Below are 26,747 nucleotides of genomic sequence, written 5' to 3' on the forward strand. Positions count from 1 at the left end.
CCCCTCTATTCTTCAATATTTACAACGTGATTCCCATCGAAGAAGTATAAACATTTCTCTTTCACAGGATGTTGTAAGCTTTTCTCGAGTGCTTTTGCATATAACGAAAGCTGCACTTTATATCGATCTTCTAAAATTGGTTTCGCTTGTTCAAATCCGCCTGGGAACTTCCCTTCGATCGTATCTGTTTTGAAGTCAATTAATGTAATGCCATCTTCTTCTTCAATCATACAGTCGATAACCCCTTGGACAAGAATCGTTTCTTCACTCTTCCCTTGCCAATCTTGATACGCTTCTTCGGCTGCAAGCATCATCGTAAATGGTACCTCACGCTCAACACTTTTCGCCGCTAATACCCTTTTACCTAGATCACTGTCAAAGAATGAAATGACTTTTTCGATTGCTATTTCTTCCGCCTGCTCGAATGTTAATAATTCCTTATTTACCATTCCAGCAATTTGCTCTTGAAGAACTTCAACTGTAATTGGCTTCTTCAAATCAACATGCTGCATAACAGCATGGACTGCTGTTCCGCGTTCTGCGTACGTTAACCCTTTTTTCTCCATAAAGCGCGGACGTGTTTTAATTGGCGCACGTAGTTTTTTAATAAAGGCATTATCACTACCTTCTTCAGATTGATAATTTCTCTTTATTTCTGTAACAGATTGCTTCGCACGATGAGATGTTGCATCCTCATATCCGTACTTCCACATTAATCTGTCGTACACTTCTTCTTTTCGTTCACTTTCTAACGGCACAGCCTTTTTCTCACGAAGTGCTTCTAACAACTCTTGTTTCTCTTCTTGAACTGGCTCTGGTGCAAGTAATGTTTTGCCATCAACAACTTCTACTTTCCAGTTCGTATCATATTCATAAATTTCACCTGGAATACTTCCCTGTCCTAAGTCAAGAAGCATTTCACTATCACGATGTCTATATAATGAAGGTGCAATCCAGTCTAAATAACAAGACGCTCCGGCACGTATGTGATCTGGTAGTAACCATTCACTATGTTCCCTCGCATCAAGCCACTTTTCCATTTCCTTATTTGCATCCTTAACTGTTCCGATTAAAATTAACTTCTCTTTCGCACGCGTTAACGCTACATATAATACACGCATTTCTTCCGCGATTAATTCCATTTTCATTTTGCGTTTAATTGCAAGTTGCGATAATGTCGTATATTTAATTCGTTTACGCGGATCAATAAATTGTGAACCGAAACCGAAATCTTTATGCAGTAAGAAACGCTTCATTAAGTCTTGTGTATTAAAACGACGACCGAGTCCAGCTACAAATACAACCGGGAACTCTAGCCCTTTACTTTTATGAATCGTCATAATGCGAACGACATCTTCTTGTTCACCGAGAGCTCTCGCCGTACCCATATCGTCACCGCGTTCTAAAATACGTTCAATAAAACGTAAGAAGCGGAATAATCCTCTAAACGATGTTGCTTCATATTGTCGTGCGCGGTCATATAATACGCGTAAGTTCGCTTGCCTTTGCTTTCCAGCTGGTAAACCGCCAACGAAATCGTAATAACCTGTCTCACCGTACACTTTCCAAATTAAATCAGAAAGGGACTGTTGGCGCGCAAATTCACGCCATCCTTGCAGTAAATTATAAAACCACTCTAATTTATCATGTAGCTCTTGTTCTTCTTCAAGTGGTGCGCCTTTTAAGAACGAGCTCATTACTTCATAAAACGAGCCTTTCTTTCCGTGAGCACGAAGAGTCGCAAGGTCTTCATCATTTAATCCAACAATTGGAGAACGAAGTACTGCTGCAAGCGGAATATCTTGCATCGGATTATCAATAACGCGGAATACGTTCATCATAATATTTACTTCTGTCGCTTCAAAGTAACCAGTCGCAAGATCAGCGTATACTGGAATTCCTTGCAACTTTAACTCCTCCATAATTTGCGGCGCCCACGGCATAGAGCGAAGTAAAATAACGAAATCACGATATTGTACAGGACGCATACTATCATTTTTACGATCATACACTTCATAACCTGAATCAACCATCGCTTTAATACGTTGCGCCATAAGACGAGCTTCAAGCTGTGCTTTTTCGACTTCCGCACCTTCTTCTCCATCTATTACTTCTTCTTCCGTTTGCTGAATACATAATAGCTCAGCTGCTACATCTTCGCCTTCCGGATAGCTAGCACCTAACTTTAATTCAGCGTCAGCATCATAGTCGATTTCCCCAACTTCTTCGCCCATAATTTGTTTGAAAATAAAGTTCGTTCCTGCTAACACTTCATGACGACTACGGAAGTTTTTCGCTAAGTCAATCTTCATTCCGCCGCCCAATCCTTCTTGCGTGAAGCGTTTATACTTCCCTAGGAATAGTCCTGGTTCGGCTAGTCGGAAACGATAAATCGACTGCTTTACGTCACCAACCATGAACAAGTTTCCTTCACTCTCAGAATCTTTCGTTACGAATTTAATAATGGATTCCTGTACAAAGTTCGTATCTTGATATTCATCGACTAATACTTCAGCAAATTTATTACGATATTGAAGTGCTACTGCTGACGGTTTCATTTCACCGTCTTCACTTTGCTCACTTAAAATTTGTAAACAGAAATGCTCTAAATCTGTGAAATCGACCATTCCTTTATCTCGCTTCATCGTTTGGAAGCGCTCTGTAAATACTTTTACGAGCTGAACGAGCTTTTCTAATACTGGGTGCATATCTTGAAAATCTCGTAAGAAACTTTCTGGTCTACGGCTAAATAGCTCTTCTTGTAATTTCTTCACTTCATCTTTTGCTTTATTACGAAGAGAGTCTACTTGTTTTACAATATCTTCGTTATAATCACTTTTCTTAATACGCTTTAACGTTTGCCAAGATACATTTTGCATCGCTTCATACACGCTTGTCCACGACTCACGAGCAGCTGATGATAACGTTCCAAGTAAAGCCACATCTGCTTGCAGGGTTTCAACGCGAGGCGCTGGACCGTCAGGAAGCATTGCGAATTCTGTCGCTTTACGAATATGCTCTTCTGCCGTTTCAAGCTGGAATTTCACATCTTCTAATAAGTAAGAAGCGTATACTAAATCTTCAATCGTCTTTCCTTCCACGTCGTATGCTTCTACTAATTTATCAAGCCACTTCTCCGGATTTGGATGCGCTCTTGATTCTGTATGAAGCGCTAAAATCATACGCTGTAAGTCATCATCACTACGATCACTCGTATAACGATCAACGAGTTCAAAGAATATCGTATTATCTTCAATTCCATACTCTGCTTCTAATATGTCATCTAACACTTCTTCTTTTAATAATTCGTTTTCTGTTTGATTCGCTATGCGAAAACGAGGATCAACATCAAGCATGTAGTAGTATCCTCTAATTACTTGTAAACAAAAGGAGTGAATCGTTGAAATAGAAGCTTTATTTAACAAGCTCAGCTGCTTTCTTACGTGCTGAGAGCCTGGCTCATCAATTAATACTTTTTCTAACGCTTCCCCGATTCGGTTTTTCATCTCTTGCGCCGCTGCATTCGTAAATGTTACAACGAGCAGGCGGTCGACATCGACTGGATTTTCTTCATTAATAATCTTCTTAATAATACGTTCAACTAATACTGCTGTTTTCCCTGATCCAGCTGCTGCTGCGACTAAAATATCACGTCCGTTCGCTACAACTGCTTTCCACTGGTCATCTGTCCACTGACTACCTTCTGGTTTTTTAGGCCAATTTTCAATCATTCTCCGCCAACCTCCTCTCTAATTTTCTCCATCGCTTCGCTATCTTTCATATCTTTTAGCGTACGGAATTGATTATCTTCAAGTGATTCATCGAACTGACAAACAGATTTGAAGTTACAGAACGTACATGCCGCTTTATTCCCCTTTTTGTAAGGAGCAATATCGATAACGCCTTCTGTAATATCTTTTCCGATATTTTCAAACGTATGGTGTACGTATTTTTGCAATACGTTAAACTCTTGTTCACTTGCAATGCTCGAACGCGCACTAAAGCTACCGTCTTTTTTCAGACCCGCAGAAATAATATCAGAGCTTCCTGTTGAAAGTTTGTTATCCATTAAACGAACAACATCAGCATCGCCTAGCACGAGTCCTTTCATTTTAAATTTCTTTAAAATTTCTTTCTCAATTTCCGCTTCAGATGCATCACCCTTCATCTCAACAATCGGGTTATGAATATGGAAGTACAGTACACCAGCAGGTGAAGCCGTGCCACCTTTTTTCATCCACGTATGTGCATTTGAAGTAACAACATCTAAATACGTTAACATTTGAAGTGCCAATCCGTAATACACTTCCGTTAAGTCTAATGCTTTTGAGCTTGATTTATAGTCAATAATACGTAGGAACGTACCACTTTCATCTTCTGCCTTATCAACACGGTCAATACGGCCAACTACTTCCATCTTCACACCATTTGGTAATGAGAATTCCATTGGCGGAAGTGATCCTGTACCGCCCATACCGAATGGCACTTCTAAATCAACTGGTACGAAACCACTTGATTTCGCGTGCTCACGAAGAATGATTGAGGTACGGAAAATGATTTGTTGTAGTTTTTGCTTTAAATAGAAATGACGGTTTGAACTTAATAAAATTTGTCTTTGTAATAACGGTGCAATCTCTTCTATTACTACAGCAGAAAGATGCTCACACTCTTTTATTGATAAATCCGCCCAAGTACGGTTTTCACGTAATAGCCTGTCTGCAATTCTCTTCAGCGCTGCATGGAATAACTCGCCAATATCCGGTGCATCCAGCTTGAAAATATCACGCTCTCTTAATGATAAACCGTGCTGCGCGAAATGAGCATATGCGCAACGGTTAAATAGTTCCATACGAGAGACGCTTCCTTTTATTGTGTCTCCGTATAAATCTCTACTTACAACTGAACTTAGCTTTTGCGCACGATTTCGGTAAAATAGGCTTGATAATACGCGGCTACTTTTTTGCTTCCATTCATCTGAAGTAACGTAGAAGTTATATACGTCCCACCAAAAGTCTAAATTCCCTTCAAATCCGTATCGCTTCCACGTTTGAAGTTGCTGCATTACATATGACAACGTTACTTCTGGCGTTGCTATGTATGAAATTTGTTCCGAACGTGATAAATCATTTACGTCATTCGTAATAAATGTATCTTTCACATCAGGGAACATTCTTTTTATTTTCTTAATAAAGCTAGACGCAAGTAACGTCTTTCCTTCTTCATCTGCTAGCGGACAAGAAATATATAATTTCTCAGTCGCTCTCGTTACCATTTGGTACATAACGAACTGTTCTTCTAATAAAGTTTGTCTCGTCGTTGGTGCTAATTCGATACCTGCAGCACTAAGAACATCTCTTTCTTCATCCGAAAGCATACCTTCATCCATAGGTGCTGCTGGAATTACTCCTTCATTCACGCCAATGACAAATGTTGCTTTCACATTTGATAATCTAGAACGATCAATATTCGCAATTAACACTTGGTCTAATGACGGCGGAATGTTTGCGAATTGAAGCGCCTCAAGACCTGTCGACATAACGTCTGTGAACATAGAAAGTGACATTTTCTCTTCGCCTAGCATTTCAACGAACGTATCAAGAAGACTCATTACTTCTTCCCATACTTGCTCATGATCTGTCGCAAATAAGAAATCTCCGCTCTCTTCTGCACGAACACGTAATGCTTCTAGTTTTTTCGGAACATCAAGCTCTTCTAAAAATAAATAAACAGCTTCGCACATTTGCATAACTGTTCCCGCACGCTTCAATCTTTTTTGCATACGAATAACAGGCGTTCTTACAACGTCGCGTAGTCGATTTATTTTCTCTTCCATTTCACGTTCACTGTCTGTAATCATCCCGTCTGTATCGTCAAGAGAACGATAGCGGCGATACATCCACGGATCTTCTGAAGTCCATCTCTTTCCTTGTACACCGTACGCTAAACAGTAGTTTTCAAACTCATCCATCTCTTCGCGCATCGTTTCTTTTCTTACGTCTAATGGATATAAAAGCTCTGTTTTCACGCAGCGGAACACCGCATCGTAACGCCAATTCCCGCTAATAATCTCTAAAGCAGAACGAATACATTCTACTAATGGATGATGTGACATCGGGCGTTTTTCATCGATGAAGTGCGGGATATTATAATCTGTAAATAACGTTCGCATCACATCGTAATAACTTTCCCCGTTACGCAGAAGCACTGCAATATCTCGGTAACGATATTTTTCATCCGCCACAAGTTTACGAATTTCACGAGCAACACCTTCTACCTCCGCTCGTAAATTCGCAGCTGTACGAATCGTTACACTTGCTTCACCGTTAAATTTCTCATTCGGACGCGCTTCATAATGAGCTTCTAAATGAGCTAATGCTGGCGAATGAAAACGCGGCTGTTCCATAAGTGGAATTGTTTTTTCAATTTCTATTTTCTCTTCACGCGCTACTTGTTTTATTTTTTCATACGTTAACGTCGTTTCATAAAATAAATCAAGTTCATTTACTGGCTGCGCTAACGTTTTTTCATCTATTGTTAACGTAATCGTAACTCTCGCTCCGCAAATCATAAGCTGTCTTAAAATCTCTAACTCTTGCGGGGAGAATGAATGAAATCCATCTATATAAATTTCCGCACCATTTACATATTCAGACTGCGGAAGCTTTTCCACTAGCAATTGCAAGTAGTCTTCTGAATCTAAATATTTTCCAATTAAAGCACGTTCAAAATCATCATATAGTAGTTGTAAATCATACACTTTATTGGCTAGTAGCTTTTGTTCGGCACCGCTACTATGCGCATCTAATTGTTGCCACATTTCATATACGTTAGATGGCGTTACATTGTAACGTTTAAACTCTGCAATCATACTGCCAAGATGTTCAAAGAAACCGTTTTGCTCCGCAGCTTTTTGGAACACTGATAATCCATCTTTACGAGACTCTACAATTTTACGAAGTAACATATGCACGCCCGCTTCATCAATATGAAGACGACTTGCTCCACCAACTTCTTGCAATACCTTCCACGCTAATCGTGAAAAACTAAAAACTTGTGCCCGAATAGAACCTCTTACATCCTCACTTCCAATTAACGCCTGCTGCGTTTGGAATGTCATCTGTTCTGGCACAAGATATAATATTGTTTTCCCTCTCGGACGCTGTTTTAACTCTTCTTGTACTTCGCGTAGACAAAGTGTACTTTTTCCACTTCCCGCTCTACCAATCACAAATCGAAGTGACATGTAACCCCACCTTTCACTTACATAACGAACGTTAGTTTGCTACTATAATTGTATTATAGGACACGAAAAAAGACAAACTGAGCTGTTTGTCTTTTTCTATACTTCTATCTATTATATCAACCTTTTGAAAAATTCGTTTGCACCTCTTGAATTGGCCAATATCGTAAATCAACTTTACCGACGACTGTATCAGCTTTTACAAAACCAAAGTGTCTACTATCCCAGCTCCCGAGCCGGTTATCACCTACTACAAAAATAAACCCAGGTGGCACAAGCTTTTCTTTCGTTAACTCTTCTAATTTAAAGTCGCCTGTTAGTTGCCTTCCGTTTATCTCTTTCTTATACTTCTCTAGATACGGCTCATCAATAAATTGTCCATTTATATATAGCTTATCATGCTTATATTCAATATGATCTCCAGGTAAACCGATAATTCGCTTTACATAGTCCTCTTTTTTATTCGCATGAAACACCACAACGTCAAATCTGTTCAAGTCCCCAACTTGATAACTCACCTTATTTACAACGAGCATATTGCCATCTTGCAATGTCGGCATCATTGACTTCCCCTCTACAACGTACGTTGAGAAGAAAAACGTTCGAAAAAATACAGCTAATAATACCCCAATTAAAATTGTTCGTATCCACTCTATGCCTTCTTTTTTCAAAGTTTTCTTCATCTGCTTCTCCCCTTATCCTTTAATAATGAAGCTTTCCTTTACAAAGAAGACTATTCTTAATGTAGTTCTAACTTTACTTCAATTTTCTTACCGACATACCATAAAATAAAAATACCAATCGCTACAATGACCGATTTCACCGGATTATGAATAAACGACATTAAATCATGACCGATATACGTTAAAATAAAAATCATCACAAGCTTTCCGAATGCTAACGCTAGCCCAAACTGTTTTACACTAATTCGAGATAAACCAGCGACAACATTTATAAGCGCTGACGGTGTAAATGGAAAACAAAATATAACAAAAATCGGTGCGAACCCTTTCCTTTCAATCCACCCCATTGCTTTTCGTACTCTCTCATGCTTATTTACAAATGAAAAGAAACGACTGCGGCCAAAATGGCGGATGATGAAAAATACAAGTAAGGCACCCATTACTGATCCAAGCCATGAATAAAGAAAACCGAGCCAAAACCCAAATGCAACAGCATTCGCCAGTACAAATACAATAAGCGGTAATGCTGGAATCAACGCTTCTATCATCGGTAAACCAATACCAAGAAGTGGTCCGAACGCTTTATAACTCTCAACAATATGATCCATATTTTCTGGTGAAAAATATTCTTTGATTGTCTGAAAATCCATTCTACACTTTACCCCTTTACTCTAAATACTATCCCTACTGTATCATTGCTTATATGAAAGAGGAAATGGTAGATACGACATATGGAGATGTATTTATTAAAGTTTCCATATCATTCATAAGAATTCCTTCATTATTTAGCTATGATAATCTATCAATATTCGACAGGACATGTCGTTCGTTTTGTTATTCAGGTGGTTTTTCCAATATTTTTATCGATAAATGAAATTATATAGGCACTTTTCTAAATATATCAATTACAACTCGATTTTTCTCATATATCGACTTATCGGCAAAGACTGATAAATAAAAAAAGAATGGGGTTTCCCCCATCCTTTCACACTTCGCCTTCCTTCACAAAATACACTCTCTCATAAGCGGGTCTTAATGTTGATTCCGCTTTTTTATCAATCTCTTTAAAACAAGGGCTCCCTTGTTTTTTCCTACGATCTTCATATTCAGTACGCAATTTCGCTGTACGATTTTGTTGATTTTCAAAACTAGTTTTTGATATTTCTAATTTCACAGCAAAACCATTTATAAATCTAATAATTAGATTTCCATCTTTTAATTCTTTGTTACTTTCAATATAAAAATGGGACAACCAAGCGCACTCTTTTCTAGAGTAAGAATAGGTAGGGAAAAAATAAAGTTGATCTGCTGGACTAATCGCAATCGGTGCTTTATGTGTAATATGAGTTAACTCTTTCGTTCCTTCTTTTCTGCCTAAGAAACTAGAGCCATGCTTGCGGCAACTTCTTTCTATAATATCTAGAGGTTTTTGAAATACGAAAAAAGAATCATTCATTTCAACGACTCGCGTAACAATTTTCTTTTCACTTAGAATAACAGGAAGTAAGGCCATCGTATTTTTCGTTACAACATAATTTTCGACATAGCGTTCCACTTTACTTTCCATACTCCATTATCTCCTTTTTTCCATTTATATTAGCAGCTGCATATATAATTTTAGCACCTATGAAAAAGAAATAGCTTACAAGTTCCGCTTTTTTACAATTTTTTATCATTTATTAAACATTTGTCAAATATAAAAATCAAAATATAGAAATAAAATAATTTCAAAACTATAAAAGCAGCATTTATACTACCTATAAATATTTATTATCCCTTCCTATTTTCACATCATTAAAACAATTAACTTTGCTATAATTAAAATATAAATCCAATATATGGAGGGCCATTATGGAAGAAAAAGAGATCCAACCATCGATTCAAATGAAAAATAGTAGCGTCATTATCGTGAAAAACTCAGCTAGTATTATATTCGGTTTATTTTTCATCCTGCTATTCTTCGCCAAACCGTTTCGTAAATCAAAATGTCCAGAATGTAAAAAACGTGAGAAGAAAAAATCAGGGCAAGAACAATAAAAGGCCTTCCTTTATGGAATGCCTTTTTACATTTGTAGTATCATTTTATTTATTCTTCTTCACCCTCAAAAGAACCAACTATATTTTCTTCAAAGGTTCTCTACATCTTTTTTGATTTGTAATATAAGTTTTGTATATCATTTCATTCAAAAACACAATATATATAAGTGGCTATGTATAATTACATTGCGTTTTATCGAATTCCAAAAAGGAGCTGTATACTATGGATAAAGAAAATCTATTAAGCCAGCAGGTTAATAGCATCCCCTCAGATGCTCTGAATACCCCTAGTAAGGAACAAGAACAAATGTTAGAAACATCATCTCAAAACGAACAAAATTCCAACAACAATGCTAACAAAAAAAATGTTACTCAAGGTCTATCTGGAAAAGATTTCTCCATTTCAATAAAGAATACAAATTTATAGTTATTTACTATCCTACGAAGCAAATGCTCTTGCTGAACTAATTCTTCTACAGAAACGAATACGCATTCCCGATGATTTTTCACCAGTTTTAACATAAAAAAAGAGATTTAGATATAAAAACAGGCTCTGGAAAAACTTTCTCCACAACAAAAAAAGGATGGCATTAGCCATCCTTTTTTCCATCATCAACTATAAAATTATAGTTTGATTACGTTTTTAGCTTGAGGTCCACGGTTACCTTCTTCGATTTCGAAGCTAACTTTTTGGCCTTCTTCTAGAGATTTGAAACCTTCAGTTTCGATTGCAGAGAAATGTACGAATACGTCGTTTTCGCCTGGAACTTCGATGAAACCGAAGCCTTTTTCGTTGTTAAACCATTTTACTTGTCCTGTTACTGCCATGATTATTTCCTCCTAAGAAAATACAAATTTAATTTTTTTAGTCTTCCTGTCTAAAAAAAGAATCCACACATTATCAAATACGAAACATAAACTAGTTCTCACATACTTTTTCTCGTTCGTTTTCAGCACTTGATAACATATGGATTGCTTAATTTAACTATTCAACTGACATCATCATAGCATACTTAAAATGAAATGTACAATCTTTTTTGAAAATGGAATTTCTAATTTTTAGTATTTCTTATAAAATATAATTATCTCTATTCCAAATAAGGAGGTATTCATGACAGCCAAAATTCCTAAAAAAACATTAACAAGAATTGAAAAGGATATTGAAAATAATGATCTTGGAAAAGCAAGAGACAGATTGCATGGCCTCATCTTTACATACCCAAATGAATTACACCTTCGAAAACAACTCGGAGATATTTATTATAAATTACAATATCCAGAAATGGCTGGACGTTACTGGTATCTAGAGGAGCATAAAACAGATATTATGCATAAATCATGTTTATTATTTGAAAAATCAATGGGAAATAGTCCTCATCATATTGCACGTGCTTTAAAGTTTAAAGGCGATTCTAACCATATAAAAAGTTTGTATAAAGATCAAACTTCATCTTCAGTGCAGAAGAAAGTAGCAGAGGAGTTAATTTATGAGTATAAAGAAACATGGCAAGATAAGCTAGTCCCTTTTGGCTGTCTAGCATTGCTTGCTTCCCTTCTCTTTTCTGCCATTGTTGGTCTATTCACTATTTGGAATTGGATTTTTTAATTATAGGGGGAATTTTCACATGTCAAACTACGATAACGAAGAAAAGCTAACAGGCGGAAACGTTTCGAACGTATATCGTTCTAAAAATACTGTTCGTCGAGAGTTAAAGCCAGATAGTGCAAAGATCCATAAGCTATTACAACACTTAGAAAACAAAGGGTTTCATCATGCGCCAAAGTTTTTAGGTGTAGATGAAAAAGATAGAGAGATTTTATCCTTTATTGAAGGAGAAGCTGGCAATTATCCTTTAAAAGAATATATGCGATCTAATGATGTATTAAAAGAAATCGCAAAGATGCTCCGCCTTTACCATGATGCTGTAAGTGATTTTCCTTTATTAGATGATTGGAAACCGATGAATCACACGCCAAATAACATTGAGGTTTTATGCCACAATGATTTTGCCATATATAACATTATTTTTAATAATGAGAAGCCAGTAGGCATTATTGATTTCGATGTTGCTGCTCCTGGTCCAAGACTATGGGATATCGCTTATACACTTTATACTTGTGTACCTTTAAGTAGAGTATATTATACAGAATCAGGTGAAGCAGTTCATTATGACTCACCACAACATGCAGGTCGTATTAAAGAGAGAATGAAGTTGTTTGTTCAGTCCTATGGTAAAAATATGGATGAAGATTACTTAGGAATGGTGTTGCTTCGGTTAGAAGGGTTATGTACATATATGAAAAGAAAAGCTCAAGAGGGCGATGTGAATTTCCAAAGAATGATTGATGAGGGACATTTAGAGCATTATGAAAAAGATATGGAGTTTATTCGTGAGCATAGAGCTGAGTGGAGTTGATTTAGTAATAAAGAAAAGTTAGTATCGTTTTTTGCCGATAAATCGATATTTCTTTTCGAATCGTTCACAAAATAACAAGGGGCACCCTTCAAAAAGGTGCCCTTCCTTTTATTTCGTAAACTGTGCTTCTTCTGTAGATCCTTTTAACGCTGTCGTTGATGAAGTTCCGCCTGTAATTACTTGTGCAACTTCATCAAAGTAACCTGTTCCTACTTCGCGTTGATGACGTGTTGCAGAGTAGCCATGTTTTTCAGCTGCGAATTCTGCTTGTTGTAGTTCAGAGTATGCTGCCATGCCGCGCTCTTTATAGCCACGTGCTAGTTCAAACATACCGTAATTTAATGAATGGAATCCAGCAAGCGTTACGAATTGGAACTTATAACCGTAAGATGCGATTTCCTTTTGGAAGCTCGCAATTGTTTTTTCATCTAGTTTTTGTTTCCAGTTAAATGACGGAGAGCAGTTGTAAGCAAGTAGCTTTCCCGGATGCTCCTTATGAATTGCGTCCGCAAATCGTTTTGCATCTTCTACATTTGGTTCCGACGTTTCACACCAAACGAGGTCTGCATACGGTGCATACGCTAAACCGCGCGCAATTGCTTGATCAAGACCTGCATTCGTACGGTAAAATCCTTCTGGTGTTCTTTCTCCTGTAATAAATGCTTTATCAACAGGATCGATATCGCTCGTAATTAAATCAGCTGCATCTGCATCTGTTCTTGCAACGATAATTGTCGGCACTCCCATTACATCTGCTGCAAGGCGTGCAGAAATTAAATTGCGTACTGCTGTTTGCGTTGGTAGTAGTACTTTTCCGCCTAAATGGCCACATTTTTTCTCTGAAGATAATTGATCTTCAAAATGCACACCTGATGCACCTGCTTCAATCATACCTTTCATCAGTTCGAATACGTTTAATTGTCCACCAAATCCAGCTTCTGCATCTGCTACAATCGGTACGAAATAGTCTGTATCATCGCTTCCTTCCATATGCTGAATTTGATCCGCACGTTGAAGTGTTTGATTAATTCGTTTCACTACAGCAGGTACGCTGTTCGCTGGATATAAACTTTGGTCTGGATACATATGTCCAGAAAGGTTTGCATCAGCTGCTACTTGCCAACCACTTAAGTAAATCGCTTTTAACCCAGCTTTTACTTGTTGCATCGCTTGGTTTCCTGTTAATGCGCCAAGTGCGTTAATATAGTCTTCTGTATGAAGCGATGTCCAAAGCTTCTCAGCACCGCGGCGCGCTAATGTATGTTCAATATCAATCGATCCGCGCAGGCGAATTACATCTTCTGCCGAATATGGACGTGTGATCCCTTTCCAACGCTCATCTAATTCCCAGCTCTCTTGTAATTTCTCGATTCTTTCGTTTTTCATTTGTTCCATCCCCTTTTCATTTTTATAAAATTTCATAACCCGGTAATGTTAAAAATGGTACGAATTCATCATTTCGAACGAGATTTGTAAACAACGTTGTCGCTTCTTGGAATCTCCCTTTCTTAAAGGCTTCCTTACCAATCTCTCTTTCTATTTTTGCTAATTCTTCTTCTTTTAGCTCTTCCATTAATTCAAGCGTAATATTACGACCATCATTTAGTTTTCCACCTTCATGACGAATCCATTGCCATACTTGTGCTCTTGAAATTTCAGCAGTTGCCGCATCTTCCATTAAGTTATAAATGGGTGCTGCTCCCCGTCCGCTTAACCAAGATGCAATATATTGAATACCTACGCTAATATTCATGCGAAAGCCCTCTTCTGTAATCGTTCCCACCGGTACCTCTAGTAAATTGTTTTCTGTTACACATATTTCTTCACGTTTTCTAAAAATTTGATTCGGTGTTTTCATAATGTGATTAAATACTTCCATTGCAACCGGTACAAGTCCAGGGTGGGCAACCCAAGTCCCGTCATGACCATCTAAAGCTTCGCGCTCCTTATCAGCACGCACTTTTTCAAAAGCTGCTTCATTCGCTTCTGGATTGTTTTTAATCGGAATTTGTGCCGCCATCCCTCCAATTGCTGGTGCATTACGGCGATGACATGTTTGAATTACTTTCAAAGAATATGAACGCATAAATGGCGCCGTCATCGTGACTTGTGCTCTATCTGGTAGTAGAAATTCATTATGATTACGGAAACTCTTCAAAAAGCTAAAAATATAATCCCATCTTCCGCAGTTTAAGCCAGCAGAATGATCTTTTAGCTCATACAAAATTTCATCCATTTCAAACGAAGCGTGAATCGTTTCCAGTAACACAGTTGCTTTAATCGTTCCATTTGGAATGCCGATATATTTTTGAGCAAATACGAATACATCATTCCATAATCTCGCTTCTAAATAACTTTCCATTTTTGGTAAGTAAAAGTATGGGCCGCTCCCTTTTGCTAAAAGAGCTTTCGCATTATGGAAAAAGTACAATCCGAAATCTACTAAGCTACCTGACATATTCTTCCCATCAACTCGCATATGCTTTTCCTCTAAATGCCATCCTCTTGGACGTACAATGAGTACAGCTGTTTTCTCATTTAATCTATATTCTTTCCCTTTATCATTTTCATGTGAAATCGTTCCCTTTACTGCATCTCTTAAGTTGATTTGACCTTCAACCGCATTTTCCCAAGTTGGTGAATTCGAGTCTTCAAAATCCGCCATAAAAAGATGCGCTCCTGAATTTAAAGCGTTAATGACCATCTTTCTATCTACCGGTCCAGTAATCTCTACGCGGCGATCCTCTAAATCTTTTGGCAGCTTGGCAATTGTCCAATCCGCTTCACGTATGTGTTTTGTTTCTTCTAAAAACTTCGGAAACTCCCCTGCATCAATTCTCTTTTGTTTTTCTACACGTTTTTGTAAAAGTTCTATGCGGCGCTCATCAAAATTCTCATGTAATTCCTTCAAAAAACTAAGCACCTCAGGTGTCAATATTTCGTTGTACGCTGGTAACATTTCTCCAACGAGTGTAACCCGTGAAGTTTGCGTCGACATATTAGCATCCCCTTCTTAAACTGTTTTATAACAGATTTGATTTCATGTTTTATATTATATAACAAATCTTCAGAAAAGGAAGTTTTTTTTGAAAATTCATTTCGCTTTTTTTCAAAACGTCATGCTTTCGCGCTTTATTTCATACAAAAAAGGCCACTGTTATACAACAACGACCTTTTTTGTATTATTTTTAAATTTCACTTTGACTAGTTAAACTTTATTACTGCCCTTGTTCCATATCATGCAATATTGCTCTATGTAAAAACTGTGCGTATTGTTCTCTTGTTACTTTCATAGACGGACCAAATTTACCTTCTCCGATTCCCATTGTAATACCATTTGTTTGTATTGCACTAATTGCATTCGTTGCCCATGAATTTGCTGAAACATCATTAAAGTTATGAGATCCCTTTGCCTGTAAGTCAAAAGCATTCGTAAGAACTTGTGCCATTTCCGCACGCGTTAACGTCGCCTTCGGTCTAAAGTTTCCATTCTCGTCTCCCTGGAAAATTCCGATTTCCGTTAAAGCCAATATCTCCTCGATAAAGCTTGTTGAATTTTCATCGATATCTCCATATGGGTTTTCATATTCATCTTGTTCTTCCATATCAAACACACGGTAAATTAAAGCTGCAACTTGCTCACGTGTTACATTATCCCCAAAACCGAATATCCCATCGCCATATCCCAAAATAATTTCTTGTTTCGCTAATTCATGAATTGCCTCATATGCCCAATGTCCTTTTGGTACATCTTTAAATACAATTGTATTCGCATTTTGCAACGGTGCACTTTCCGCTTTTACATTGTTACTCTCTGCTGAGAATAACACCCCACCCATAATTGTTAATGCTGTAGCTGTTTTTAATAATTTTTTGCTCATTACATTATCCCCCCGCTATGTATATGTTTTTTTAAATATACATAACAAATGATATAGTAACAACATATTTTTCGACACATTTCGTGACGGTTTTGTGAATCATATTACATATCATGTCTTTTTCATGGGGTTGATTATAAAGTTTGTGTATAACATTAAAAATACACAAAAACGAATAATAATTCTTTTTTACACAAACAAAAAGCACAAATATTTCTATTTTTGCTTTCATATTTCGCTCTATTTCCAGTCCTCTTTCAAATGATAATTAATAATCGCATTATTGATAAACTGAGCATATTGTTCTCTAGGTACAGGGCGATTTAATTCATACATGCCATTCCCAGTTCCTCTCACAACATTATTAGATTGTAACGCACTAATTGCATCTTCTGCCCAGTGGCCTTTTGGAATATCTTTACATGTATGTTTTTGTTTCGTTATTGAAGTTACTATATTCATAATTTATATTTCAGAGATAGCATTCCCCTTCACTGATAACTCGCCTTCTCTTCCCTTGCGAAAATTTACTGCCATTCCTACAAATATAAGGATAATCCCTATTACGTGCATACTAGTTGGTATAAATCCGGTCAAGACAGTATCTAATAGTTTTGCAACAGCAGAATCTAAAAACACTAATACAGAAATAATTCTCGTCGATAAATCTCTTAAACTGTCAAAAAATAAGTAATATACAAATCTAGTATGTATAGATCATCACCTTGAAAATGCCCGAAATCTATGAATAGTAGCAATAAAAAAAGCATCCTTTTTTTATTAAAAGAGGATGCTTTTTTTATATTTATTAACACTCAAATATGCTACTACTTTTGAAGAGTAAATTGGGAAACTATCTGTTTTAATCCTCCCGCTACACTGTGCAGATGTTCAATTGAAACCGAGATCTCTTGAACAGATTTCTCTTGCTGTTGAATAGACTCTTTTACCCTATCAGTTCGGTCAGATGACCTTTGGGAAATTTGAGCCATGTCTTCTGCAGAAGCAGAAATCTCCTCACTACTCGCTGCAATTTCATCTGTTGACATAGATACCGTTTGAATTTGCTCAGATACTTGCTGCACTTTTTCTGTAATTGTTCCAAATACTTTTTCTGTGTGCATTACTACTTGTGTACCTGCCTGTACCTCATTATCTACTTTCCCCATCATATCTACCGTATGGTTCGTTGTTCCCATAACTTGAGTAATAAGATTCTCAATTTGTTTTGCAGAATCACTAGATTGTTCTGCTAATTTTCTCACTTCATCTGCCACAATTGCAAATCCTCTACCACTTTCTCCAGCACGTGCAGCCTCAATTGCGGCGTTTAATGCTAGTAAATTAATCTGAGAGGTAATACCTTGCATAACATCAATGATTTTAACAATTTCTTCTGATTGTTCTTTCATAGTCTCTACTTGTTTAACACCGCTATGTACTGAACTTTGGATTGTATCCATCTGTTGAATCATTTGTTTCATTAATTTGTTACCACTCTCTGCATCTAATGCTGATTGCGCAGACAATTCATTTACTGAGGATGATGTATCGACTATACTCTGCATTCCTTGTGTCAACTCTTCCATCGCACCCGCAGTTTGTTCCATTGCTTGCATTTGACTCTCTGCACCATTTGCAACTTCTTCAATATCCATTGTGATTTTCTTCGCTGCACTACTAGATACTTCTGATGCAGATACTACTCCGTCCGCATGTTGGAATAAAAGCTGAATATTATTCTCTACTTCTTGCATATTTGTTCTTAGCCCTGCAATCATCTCGTTAACATCACTTACTAATACACCTAATTCATCCTTAGCATTATAATCACCATGTACAGTTAAATCTCCTTCTTTTGCTCTTTCCATCATACGACTAACCGTTTGTAAAGGAGCAACTATAAGCTTGCTAATAATATAACTTACTATACATATAACGATTGTAGTAACTACTACAAGAATGATAAAGGTAATAACGGACCGATCAATCATTTTTTGAGAATCTTTAAATACTTGGTCAGCTAAATTAGAAACATATGCTTCTAATTCTACAGCATAACCAGCTAACTCTACTCCCTTTGGTTTTAGGTCTTTTTGAAATTCGTTTACCACTTGAGATTCATTTGTTACCTTCGCTTTGTCAAACAACTTCTTATATGTCTCCATATAACTTGGCAAAGATTTCTTCATCTTTTGAAACAACTCATCCTCTTGCTTACTTAAATTAACGCCATCATCATATTCTTTTAATAAAGAATCATATTTTTTAAGATCCTTTTCAATATTATCAATAATCCCCTCTTTATTTGCCCTCTCATTTTGTGACGCCGTAATTAATTCTAGTAAGTTATATTCTAGTGAAGTTTGTGTACGAAGCATTCCTTCTAATAAAATTGCAGAATTTTGATAATCCTCTACTACAATTCCTGTATCATGCTTAATCTTATTAATAGAATTAATTGCTACACTGCTCATAATTACCATACCTAAAACTGCTAATGAAATAAGCGATAATAATTTATATTTCACTTTTAAATTTTGTAAAAAATACATTTTTTCACCTTTATTCCTTTATATATATAGATTTTTAGAATTTTATAGTTTATTATTTACAAAATCGCAATAAAAAGCAATGGATAAATATTTCCAATATAAAACTTATATTTCTATAAAAAAAAGTAGCATAATAGCTACTCCTTTTTTCTTTGTTTCTCATATTGTTCAAACGTATGAATTCTTTCAAAAATTGGTGGATGTGTGTATAAGAAAAATTTCACTAAAGCAGGTGGATTTACTTGGCTTAAGCTTGTTTTTGATAAATATTGAAAGGTCTTCACACCAGACTTCCCATCTTTTGTCATATCTAAAGCATATTGATCTGCCGCTCTTTCTTCTATACGTGAAACGTAGTTTGTTGCTGGTTGTGCCGCAAAAGAGAGTACAGAAGAAATTAAGAAAAATAAAGGTAAAATGGAGAAACATGCTACTTTTGAAATTTGCAATGTATCTCCCCATTTGCGAATACACATATTTATAATACGACTAATTAAAAACATACCTATAAACGATAGCAACACATAACTTGCAACGCCAAAGTATATATGCTTCATAACATAATGTCCCATTTCATGAGCCATGATAAATAATATCTCTTTATCTTTTAACTGCTTAAGCGTTGTATCCCACATTACAATACGGGCGTTAGGCCCAATTCCTGTTACGTAAGCATTTAATGCATTCGTTTTTTCTGACATATTTACTTCATATACGTGTTTAGCAGGAATGTCAGCTTTGTCTGCTATCTCTAAAATTTTCGTTTCTAATTCTTTATTTTTCAGCGTCGAGAAGTCGTTATAAAGTGGATCAATAACGACAGGCTGTATGAATGTTAGAAAGATTGTAAATGGAACAGAGAGTGCCCAGCCTGCTAGCCACCATCTCTTCGGGAATTTACGTATAAGCCATAATAGAACGGTAACTACGATTAACATAGTCGCATAACTTTCCCAAAAACCGATAACGTGATCTTTTATCCAGCTTTGTGTACTTTGCGTTGAAATGCCGTAATCAACGGACACTTTTCGGCTAATCCATTGCATCGGCAGGGCAAGAACTGTTGTGAGTAATGATAAATAAAAGAAATAAATCGCAACTTGCAGGACACTTATTTTCGTCGTTTCCTTCGACCATTTCTCAAACTTTTTTGAAATACCGAGCACAAGTACAAATAATAAAATAATCCATTCAAGAGGCGTCGCTAAAAAGTATAGTAAATTTTTCATGCGCGAATAATCTTGGCTTAGCGTAAGCTCTCTCGCACTCATAAACGTTTCTGGATCTGCACTCGTTCCTTTATACATGTCCGGAATCAGTTCATGACTCCATCCAAATAAATACCAATATATAAGTAACGCAAATCCAACGTACAAAAAAAGCGACCAACCGATAACCTTCCTCACGCTATTCCCTCCTCTATGCTGCCTATCTATTATTATTGTAAGTTCGTACACGCTAAATTAGAACAAGCTTATTATGTGAATTGCTCTAGATCTTTTTATTTACATAAAAAAACTCTTCTACATAAGAAGAGTTTTACCTATCTTTAAGCACTTTCCTCGGTTCATAATCCGGAATAGGGATTGCACTTGCAAACCAGCGCTTTTTACTTAGCGTATATATTCATAGTCTTGACAAAATAACGTGAAAAATACGATTAAAACTAGTACGTATCCCCTTAAGGAAGTACATCCATTAACAAACTAAAATCTTGTAAAGAGAAAGAACTATATTTCATAATACCCTGTACAGCTAAAAGTAAAATAAGACCGATCACACACATATAGTTAACACTTTCTTCACTCTTTTTTTCAGTAACCACTCCACCACTTATACATAAAATCCCTAACAAATGAAGCGCTAAATACATGAAAAAGTAGGCTTCCTCCCAGCGCAAAATAACATTCACTGTCGTTATTAACACTAAACTAAGTAAAATCAAATAAAAAAACTTATTTGATGATATCGTTTCATTCATATAATTTTATACATCCCTTTCAAATTTAGAATTAATGATGTTTCAAAGCTATAAAGTAAATGATTGTTTTCATACTATAAAACAAAAGGAAAGCCACTATTACTTTCTCGAATACTTTATGAACCCACATATACTTCTCTTCATTTTTTCTGAAGATGCGCTTCATCATTTCTTCTACAATTAGACCAAATATTAGTAAAACCCCGAACACAATAAGAAGAGAAATAATATTTTCTTTTAAATGAGCACTAGAAAATAAGTAATACTCTGGAAACACAATCGTATCTACTACAGGTTGAAGCCAATGGCAAACGTTTCTATCACACATATCTGTAATAGACGTAGCATCTATAATGTCTTTCAATATTTTTTCAATCGTCTTCTTCATCTCATTTACTCCCCACTACATCTGAAAAGCTCTTTTCCTGCTCTACATATATAGCTGGCATTTCTTTACTCCAATATTTGCGGTTAACAAATAAGAAGATGAGTACTAAGTTTAATCCTGTTATAAAAATAATAAGTCCAGGAAAGAATGTCGTATAATTTGAGAAATCTGCAAAACTCATAATTTTTTCTCTACTTATTAGAAAAGACGCACCCATTACAAATGCATTGTTTAACATATGTATTGCAATTGGCATGAGTAAACTTTTCGTACGAATATATACGATCGACAATACGATGCTGAATATGGCTGCACCGAGGAAATCGATATGTAACATCGCAAATAAAAAGGATACCGCAATCATCGCTATGCTCGTTCCCCATTTTGTTGCAAAGCGTTGAAGTAAAAACCCCCGAAAAACAAACTCCCCGATAATTGGTGCGATGAATACGACCATAATGACTTGATATACATATCCCCCAGCACTATCTACAATCGGTTCATGCAGGGCATTCATAATAAAGTCCGGTGTAATCCATGCAAAACTATACATATACAAAATAAGATATCCGTAACTAAACATGCATAACATAACCGCAATGTATAAAACTTGCACCAAGTTAAATGTTTCATTTTTATTAACAAACAATGAAAATGAAATGCGATGCTTTCTATACTCATAAAAAATCCATACCATCGGAAGGATATAGAATATGAGGATATTTATAAAAGAAGAATTTTGTATATGAAATGTACTTGTTAGCAACTCGCCACTACTTCTCGCTATTAAAATTAATAGTGCAAATACAATTAAAAAATATCTAGCTCGCATCATTTGAAACGGATTCACACTCATCTCCTCCCCCACGTTACTTTTATCATATCATTTGATTCTTAATTTTTTGAGAAAGAAAACCTTAAAATTTCCTTAAAAATTCCATAAGTTACAAAATGATGATATGATATTCGAGGAAATTAGGAGGGATGTTTATGTACCAAGCAAATATTTTACTTGTTGATGATGAAACAGCAATTTTACAATTACTAACTACCATTCTTGAAAAAGAAGGTTTTTCTCAAATTACAACTGCAACATCAGCTGAAGTAGCTTTATCTCTAACTGAACAAAACAATTACGATTTAATTATTTTAGATGTAATGCTTCCTGGACAATCTGGTTTTGATATTTGTCCAATCATTCGCCAACAAACAGATTGTCCGATTTTTTTCCTATCAGCAAAAGCATCTGATTTAGATAAAATATCCGGATTTTCCTACGGGGCAGATGATTATATTACGAAGCCATTTAATCCATTAGAAGTAGTAGCACGTATGAAAGCACAACTTCGTAGACATATGAAACAAACAATACCACCTGAACAAAAATCACACTCTATTTCATTTGGAAGATTTGAAATTGATCAACACTCTGCTGAACTGACAGTAGATGGTCACATTGTCGAATGTTCCGCTCAACTCTTTCAACTACTACTCTTCTTTTGCGAGAATCCGAACTACGTATTTTCGAAAGAAGAAATATATGAAAAAGTTTGGGGAGCACCTGCCTATAACGGCGATGACAATACCGTTATGGTCCACATTCGAAAACTACGTGAAAAAATCGAACAAGACCCAAGTAAACCAGAATATATAAAAACTGTTCGCGGACTTGGCTATAAGTTCGTTACAAAGTAGGGTGACGATATGAATTTTAATAAACGACTTATCATCCAATTTATAATACAACACGTTTTTGTTTTAGTTACATTACTTATCGCTGTAGTAGCTGCTTTCACTTATTTAATTTTCCTCCTTACTAGTACTTTATACGAACCTAACATTCCGGATTCTGATAGTTTCACAATTTCAAGATACATCTCTTCAGAAGATGGTCATATTTCGTTACAATCTGAAGTGCAAGATTTAATGAAAGAGAAGAATGATTGGCTCCAAGTTGTAGATGAAAACGGAAAAGTCCTCTACCACTTTAATACACCAAATGATGTTCCAAATTCTTATACGAAAACATCTTTAGTCGCATATATACAACATCATATCGAAAGTAATTATAAATTTACATATTGGGAAATTGAAGTAGAAGAAAAGAAAGTACTTGTTATTTATGGTGGTATGTTAAAAAGCAATGCGTTACTGAAAACCATTCAAAAAGAACATCCTTCTTTAACAATGGATGCGTTCGCATTAACAGATCAAGAAACGCAGCTGCTCTCTAAAGAAAAAGCAACGCTACAAATATTTAATCATGATGGTGAAGAAGTATTTTCCTATCCAAATGGAAAGAAAAAAACTTTTTCTGCGATACAAGCCGCTCTTAACGAAAAAGAGCCATGGAATCATAAAGAAAACACATCTAGTTTTTACGATGCAAATAGCGGACACCTTCTTGTCGTAACTACAAAAAATAAGCACTACTATCCAGATGATGAAATAGAAGATGTATTTGCTAAAAAGTTTCTAATCGGATGCGGATTAATCCTTCTTATTGTATTTGTTTATTTAGTCATTCTTTCTATTTGGTACGGTAATAAATTTGGGAAACCGTTATTACATGCGATGCGCTGGCTTAAAAATATCGCTGGTGGAAAGTATGAAGAACCTGTTAATAAAAAAGGGCGACCTGTTCGATTCCGAAAGTCTGGTAAAGAAAAATGGTCATTTCGCTTATTTAGAGATGTGACAAGTTCACTAGAACACCTTTCTATTACACTCAAAAAAAATGACGCGATGAGACAAGTACTCCAGCAAACACGAGAAGAATGGATTACCGGTCTAACGCACGACTTAAAAACACCACTTAGCTCTATATATGGCTACGCATTATTACTAGAATCAAATCAATACAACTGGACTGATCGTGACATTAAGCAATTTGGCAGCGTTATGAAAGAGAAATCTCAATATATGACTACATTAATTGATGATTTAAGCTTAACGTATCAATTAAAAAATAACAGCCTCCCTGCCCAGCACGTAAACGTTGAAATCAATCAGTTCGTCCAAAAAGTATTATTACAATTTATTAATAATCCAACACTTCAAAATCAAAATATTGAATTCATACCGAGCTCAAATAAAATTCAATATTTCATTGAAGAAAAATGGTTCCAGCGTATTATCGAAAACTTGCTCGTAAACGCTGTAAAACATAATAATGAAACGACGAACGTAATCGTAAAACTTTCGCAAAACGCTACTTCATTCACACTTTCTATTTCAGATAACGGAAAAGGAATGGATGATAAAACGAAAGAGCTTCTATTCGAGAGATATTACAGAGGAACAAATACAGAAGAAAGCAATATAGGAACTGGGCTTGGCTTAGCCATTACAAAGCAGCTCGTTCATGCACATAATGGGACAATTTCCGTTGATAGTGCACTCGGAAAAGGAACGACGATTATTCTTGTGTTTCCGTTTCGTTCGTAAAAAAGGTGCTTTAAAAAGCACCTTTTTTTAATACTCTTCTATGATAACAATTAATAACTTCCGGGTTTGTTCATATATGCTTAGTTGACGATTCAATTCCACATATTGTTCCAGATTACCTATAAATATTCCGGATACGCTTGTAAAAAACTTTTATACAACAACTCTCTTTGCAATTCCGGAATTTTTTTAGAAGAAAGGACATAACTCAAACTTCCATCTATTAATGACGTATAACTGTAAAAATCATCTATAAAAGAACCTGTCTTATATTCCTCTTCTATTCTTTCTATATCTTCTGATGGGTATGGTATTTCTAACGCTTCTTTTAAATATTCAAGCTTTTGACGAAGTTCCATGTTAATTTTCACTATGTCTTCTCTCCCATTTCCCCTCTTATGAAAAAGCGAACCATCTCCCAATGATTCGCTCTTACCCTATTATTTTTTCTTCACCGGTATCCAAAGCTCTACTTGGGCGAACTCACTCTTATCTTCGTGGCAACGCTCATCGTACAGTTCAAACTCTGTAACGCCGCAATGTTCATAGCCTGAATGCGGGAACCATTCTGAGAATACTGCATTCCAAGTTTGGTGAATAGACGATACCATTTCTTCATGAGGAACTTTCGACGTTGTAAATACTGCATATGTTGCTGCCGGGAAAGTACGCTTCGCAATTTCATTTGGTACATTTTCAAAGTCTGTAACTTCCATTCCGATAATATAAGTGAAGTCCCCTGTTTCTAAATTAAAATCAGTACATAATCCAAGCTCTACCCATTGACTCGTATCTTTACGATTCGGAATCGTCGTTCCAAGATCTTTTTGTAAATATTCTTGCCAAAATACTGGAATGTCTTGATGGTTTTTCCCCTCTTTACTTGTCGTCTTCAGTTCATAACCCGCCACTAAAAATTCTGGTTTATTTACAATACGATATTCCATTTGTATGCCTCCTAAATACGGATTTAATTTTCTTTGCTTTACATTCACGCTGTAATACATCGGTGTTTCGATTTCTTGTTTTCGATATTCACTCGGTGTCATTTGAAATAATTTTTTAAAGGCTCTCGTGAACGTTTCGTGAGATTGAAAGCCATGTTCAAATGCGATATCAATAACTTTTTCATCCGTATGAGAAAGTTGATAAGCTGCCCGGGCTAACCTCCTCTTTCGAACATACTCCATTACTGTATCACCTACTAACGCCTGAAATACACGATGAAAATGCGACTCAGAAAAACCTGCAACTTGCGCTAACTTACGCAGCGTTTGTTTTTCCATTACATCTTCCTCAATATAATCAATTGACCTTTGAATTTGTGTTTCATAGCTTTCCATCTCTGTTCACCCGCCTTATATGTATTATGATAAAAGAGAACGCAATCCAATTCTTGACGTTTTTTACTATAATTCCATAAAAAATTGTAACTTTTTTATATGTATTTCGTTGTTATGTATGAAGGGAGGGAAATTAGTGAAACGCAAACAGTCATTAGAAGACATTTATTCAGATCATATGCATGATTTATCCCGCTTTAATGGGCAGTAAGACCCCCACCTTAAAATGCAGCGAAAGCAAAGAAGTTAGGTGGGGATCAACTGCCCATAAAAGTCCGATTGGTTCAACTAATAATCAGTGGGGGATGAAGAACCCCCCCACTGATTAAAGTTTCACTTTATTTCGCTATCTTCCCTCCCTAGCCGGAGATTCCCACTATGCGGAAGATCTTATGCAGGAAACCTTTTACCGCATGCTCGTCCATATTGATTATTATAAAGGCGAAGAAATTAGGCCGTGGTTATTTACAATAGCCTACAACGCCTTTATCGATTGGTATCGAAAAGAAAAAAATATAAAACAACTAAAGTGGAAGAATTCCATTTACCAAACGTGCCAAGTACAGAACATGAATATTTCGTAAAACATGAGATTGCTAGTTGGTTAGACAGTTTATCTTCTCTTCCGCTCGAAAGACGAAATGTCCTACTACTACGAGATTACTACGGATTCTCCTATAAGGAAATAGCAGAAATGACCGTTCTCTCATTAGCGAAAGTGAAAATTGAATTACACCGCGGACGGAAAGAAGCGAGAAACATAGAGGAGTGATAC

The 26,747-nt window shown here is 36.2% G+C and carries 22 protein-coding genes and 5 pseudogenes; 8 read left to right on the forward strand and 19 right to left on the reverse strand.

Annotated features, from left to right (window positions below; genetic code table 11):
• Positions 1-5 precede the first annotated feature (5 nt).
• The 5 genes from addA to COK05_RS13005 form a co-directional block, all read right to left on the reverse strand.
• Positions 6-3,731 (reverse strand): helicase-exonuclease AddAB subunit AddA, encoded by a 3,726-nt coding sequence (addA, locus tag COK05_RS12980; RefSeq protein ID WP_098612895.1) that lies wholly within the window; start codon positions 3,729-3,731, stop codon positions 6-8.
• Positions 3,728-7,243 (reverse strand): helicase-exonuclease AddAB subunit AddB, encoded by a 3,516-nt coding sequence (gene addB / locus COK05_RS12985; RefSeq protein WP_098612896.1) that lies wholly within the window; start codon positions 7,241-7,243, stop codon positions 3,728-3,730. The genes addA and addB overlap by 4 nt, the downstream gene beginning before the upstream one ends.
• Positions 7,244-7,359: 116 nt before the next feature.
• A complete protein-coding gene (lepB, locus tag COK05_RS12990) occupies positions 7,360-7,923 on the reverse strand; it encodes a signal peptidase I (protein ID WP_000751896.1) in 564 nt (187 codons plus the stop codon).
• A 56-nt stretch (positions 7,924-7,979) separates the two neighbouring features.
• Positions 7,980-8,573, reverse strand: a complete 594-nt coding sequence (locus COK05_RS12995; protein ID WP_000347517.1) for a TVP38/TMEM64 family protein — start codon at positions 8,571-8,573, stop codon at positions 7,980-7,982.
• Positions 8,574-8,908: 335 nt separating this feature from the next.
• Positions 8,909-9,490: a competence protein ComK gene (locus tag COK05_RS13005; protein WP_098612898.1), complete on the reverse strand. Its 582-nt coding sequence runs from the start codon at positions 9,488-9,490 to the stop codon at positions 8,909-8,911.
• Positions 9,491-9,774: 284 nt separating this feature from the next.
• Between COK05_RS13005 and COK05_RS13010 the strand changes: the two genes are divergently transcribed.
• Positions 9,775-9,960: a hypothetical protein gene (locus COK05_RS13010; protein WP_000391373.1), complete on the forward strand. Its 186-nt coding sequence runs from the start codon at positions 9,775-9,777 to the stop codon at positions 9,958-9,960.
• Between the two features lie 223 nt (positions 9,961-10,183).
• Complete coding sequence (locus COK05_RS13015) at positions 10,184-10,387, forward strand: hypothetical protein (RefSeq protein WP_098612899.1); 204 nt, start codon at positions 10,184-10,186, stop codon at positions 10,385-10,387.
• 197 nt (positions 10,388-10,584) lie between these two features.
• On the opposite strand, the gene cspA is transcribed toward COK05_RS13015, so the two are convergent.
• Positions 10,585-10,788 carry an RNA chaperone/antiterminator CspA gene (gene cspA, locus COK05_RS13020; protein WP_000301522.1) on the reverse strand — a complete coding sequence of 68 codons (204 nt, stop codon included), beginning with the start codon at positions 10,786-10,788 and terminating at the stop codon, positions 10,585-10,587.
• Positions 10,789-11,071: 283 nt separating this feature from the next.
• Between cspA and COK05_RS13025 the strand changes: the two genes are divergently transcribed.
• On the forward strand, positions 11,072-11,566 hold the full coding sequence (locus tag COK05_RS13025) for a DUF6584 family protein (RefSeq protein WP_098612900.1): 495 nt from the start codon (positions 11,072-11,074) through the stop codon (positions 11,564-11,566).
• Between the two features lie 19 nt (positions 11,567-11,585).
• Positions 11,586-12,377, forward strand: a complete 792-nt coding sequence (locus COK05_RS13030) for a phosphotransferase (RefSeq protein ID WP_098612901.1) — start codon at positions 11,586-11,588, stop codon at positions 12,375-12,377.
• A gap of 108 nt (positions 12,378-12,485) precedes the next feature.
• On the opposite strand, the gene aceA is transcribed toward COK05_RS13030, so the two are convergent.
• The 11 genes and pseudogenes from aceA to COK05_RS13085 form a co-directional block, all read right to left on the reverse strand.
• Positions 12,486-13,763: an isocitrate lyase gene (gene aceA, locus COK05_RS13035; RefSeq protein ID WP_098612902.1), complete on the reverse strand. Its 1,278-nt coding sequence runs from the start codon at positions 13,761-13,763 to the stop codon at positions 12,486-12,488.
• A gap of 22 nt (positions 13,764-13,785) precedes the next feature.
• Positions 13,786-15,375: a malate synthase A gene (aceB, locus tag COK05_RS13040; RefSeq protein ID WP_098612903.1), complete on the reverse strand. Its 1,590-nt coding sequence runs from the start codon at positions 15,373-15,375 to the stop codon at positions 13,786-13,788.
• Between the two features lie 220 nt (positions 15,376-15,595).
• Positions 15,596-16,258 (reverse strand): S-layer homology domain-containing protein, encoded by a 663-nt coding sequence (locus COK05_RS13045; protein ID WP_098612904.1) that lies wholly within the window; start codon positions 16,256-16,258, stop codon positions 15,596-15,598.
• Between the two features lie 240 nt (positions 16,259-16,498).
• Positions 16,499-16,699: pseudogene (locus COK05_RS13055) on the reverse strand (S-layer homology domain-containing protein); the annotation flags it as partial.
• Between the two features lie 24 nt (positions 16,700-16,723).
• Positions 16,724-17,025: pseudogene (locus COK05_RS13060) on the reverse strand (EamA family transporter); the annotation flags it as partial.
• A 60-nt stretch (positions 17,026-17,085) separates the two neighbouring features.
• On the reverse strand, positions 17,086-18,039 hold the full coding sequence (locus COK05_RS32170) for a methyl-accepting chemotaxis protein (RefSeq protein WP_440898751.1): 954 nt from the start codon (positions 18,037-18,039) through the stop codon (positions 17,086-17,088).
• Positions 18,034-18,813, reverse strand: a pseudogene (locus tag COK05_RS32175) (MCP four helix bundle domain-containing protein); the annotation flags it as partial. The pseudogene COK05_RS32175 and the gene COK05_RS32170, both read right to left, overlap by 6 nt.
• Positions 18,814-18,950: 137 nt before the next feature.
• Positions 18,951-20,219, reverse strand: coding sequence for a M48 family metallopeptidase (locus COK05_RS13070; RefSeq protein WP_141539072.1), 1,269 nt, complete (start codon positions 20,217-20,219; stop codon positions 18,951-18,953).
• A gap of 275 nt (positions 20,220-20,494) precedes the next feature.
• Positions 20,495-20,794, reverse strand: a complete 300-nt coding sequence (locus tag COK05_RS13075) for a DUF2101 family protein (RefSeq protein WP_098612907.1) — start codon at positions 20,792-20,794, stop codon at positions 20,495-20,497.
• A gap of 31 nt (positions 20,795-20,825) precedes the next feature.
• Positions 20,826-21,182 (reverse strand): hypothetical protein, encoded by a 357-nt coding sequence (locus COK05_RS13080; RefSeq protein WP_141539073.1) that lies wholly within the window; start codon positions 21,180-21,182, stop codon positions 20,826-20,828.
• 1 nt (position 21,183) lies between these two features.
• Entirely contained in the window at positions 21,184-22,032 is an 849-nt protein-coding gene (locus COK05_RS13085) for a CPBP family intramembrane glutamic endopeptidase (protein WP_141539074.1), read from the reverse strand.
• 140 nt (positions 22,033-22,172) lie between these two features.
• Between COK05_RS13085 and COK05_RS13090 the strand changes: the two genes are divergently transcribed.
• Both COK05_RS13090 and COK05_RS13095 read left to right on the forward strand, forming a co-directional pair.
• Positions 22,173-22,877 (forward strand): response regulator transcription factor, encoded by a 705-nt coding sequence (locus COK05_RS13090; RefSeq protein ID WP_098612909.1) that lies wholly within the window; start codon positions 22,173-22,175, stop codon positions 22,875-22,877.
• A 9-nt stretch (positions 22,878-22,886) separates the two neighbouring features.
• Positions 22,887-24,629, forward strand: coding sequence for a sensor histidine kinase (locus COK05_RS13095; RefSeq protein ID WP_098612910.1), 1,743 nt, complete (start codon positions 22,887-22,889; stop codon positions 24,627-24,629).
• Positions 24,630-24,748: 119 nt separating this feature from the next.
• On the opposite strand, the gene COK05_RS13100 is transcribed toward COK05_RS13095, so the two are convergent.
• Together COK05_RS13100 and COK05_RS13105 are read right to left on the reverse strand one after the other, a co-directional pair.
• A complete protein-coding gene (locus COK05_RS13100) occupies positions 24,749-25,000 on the reverse strand; it encodes a YxiJ-like family protein (protein WP_255290323.1) in 252 nt (83 codons plus the stop codon).
• A gap of 69 nt (positions 25,001-25,069) precedes the next feature.
• Positions 25,070-25,972, reverse strand: coding sequence for an AraC family transcriptional regulator (locus COK05_RS13105; RefSeq protein WP_098612911.1), 903 nt, complete (start codon positions 25,970-25,972; stop codon positions 25,070-25,072).
• Between the two features lie 19 nt (positions 25,973-25,991).
• On the opposite strand from COK05_RS13105, the pseudogene COK05_RS32065 reads away from it, so the two are divergent.
• Positions 25,992-26,159 (forward strand): annotated as a pseudogene (locus COK05_RS32065) (RNA polymerase sigma factor); the annotation flags it as partial.
• 151 nt (positions 26,160-26,310) lie between these two features.
• Positions 26,311-26,744: pseudogene (locus COK05_RS13115) on the forward strand (RNA polymerase sigma factor); the annotation flags it as partial.
• Positions 26,745-26,747: the final 3 nt, after the last annotated feature.

The sequence above is a fragment of the Bacillus cereus genome (assembly GCF_002567495.1).
In the GTDB taxonomy this organism is placed as follows: Bacteria; Bacillota; Bacilli; order Bacillales; family Bacillaceae_G; genus Bacillus_A; species Bacillus_A cereus_AQ.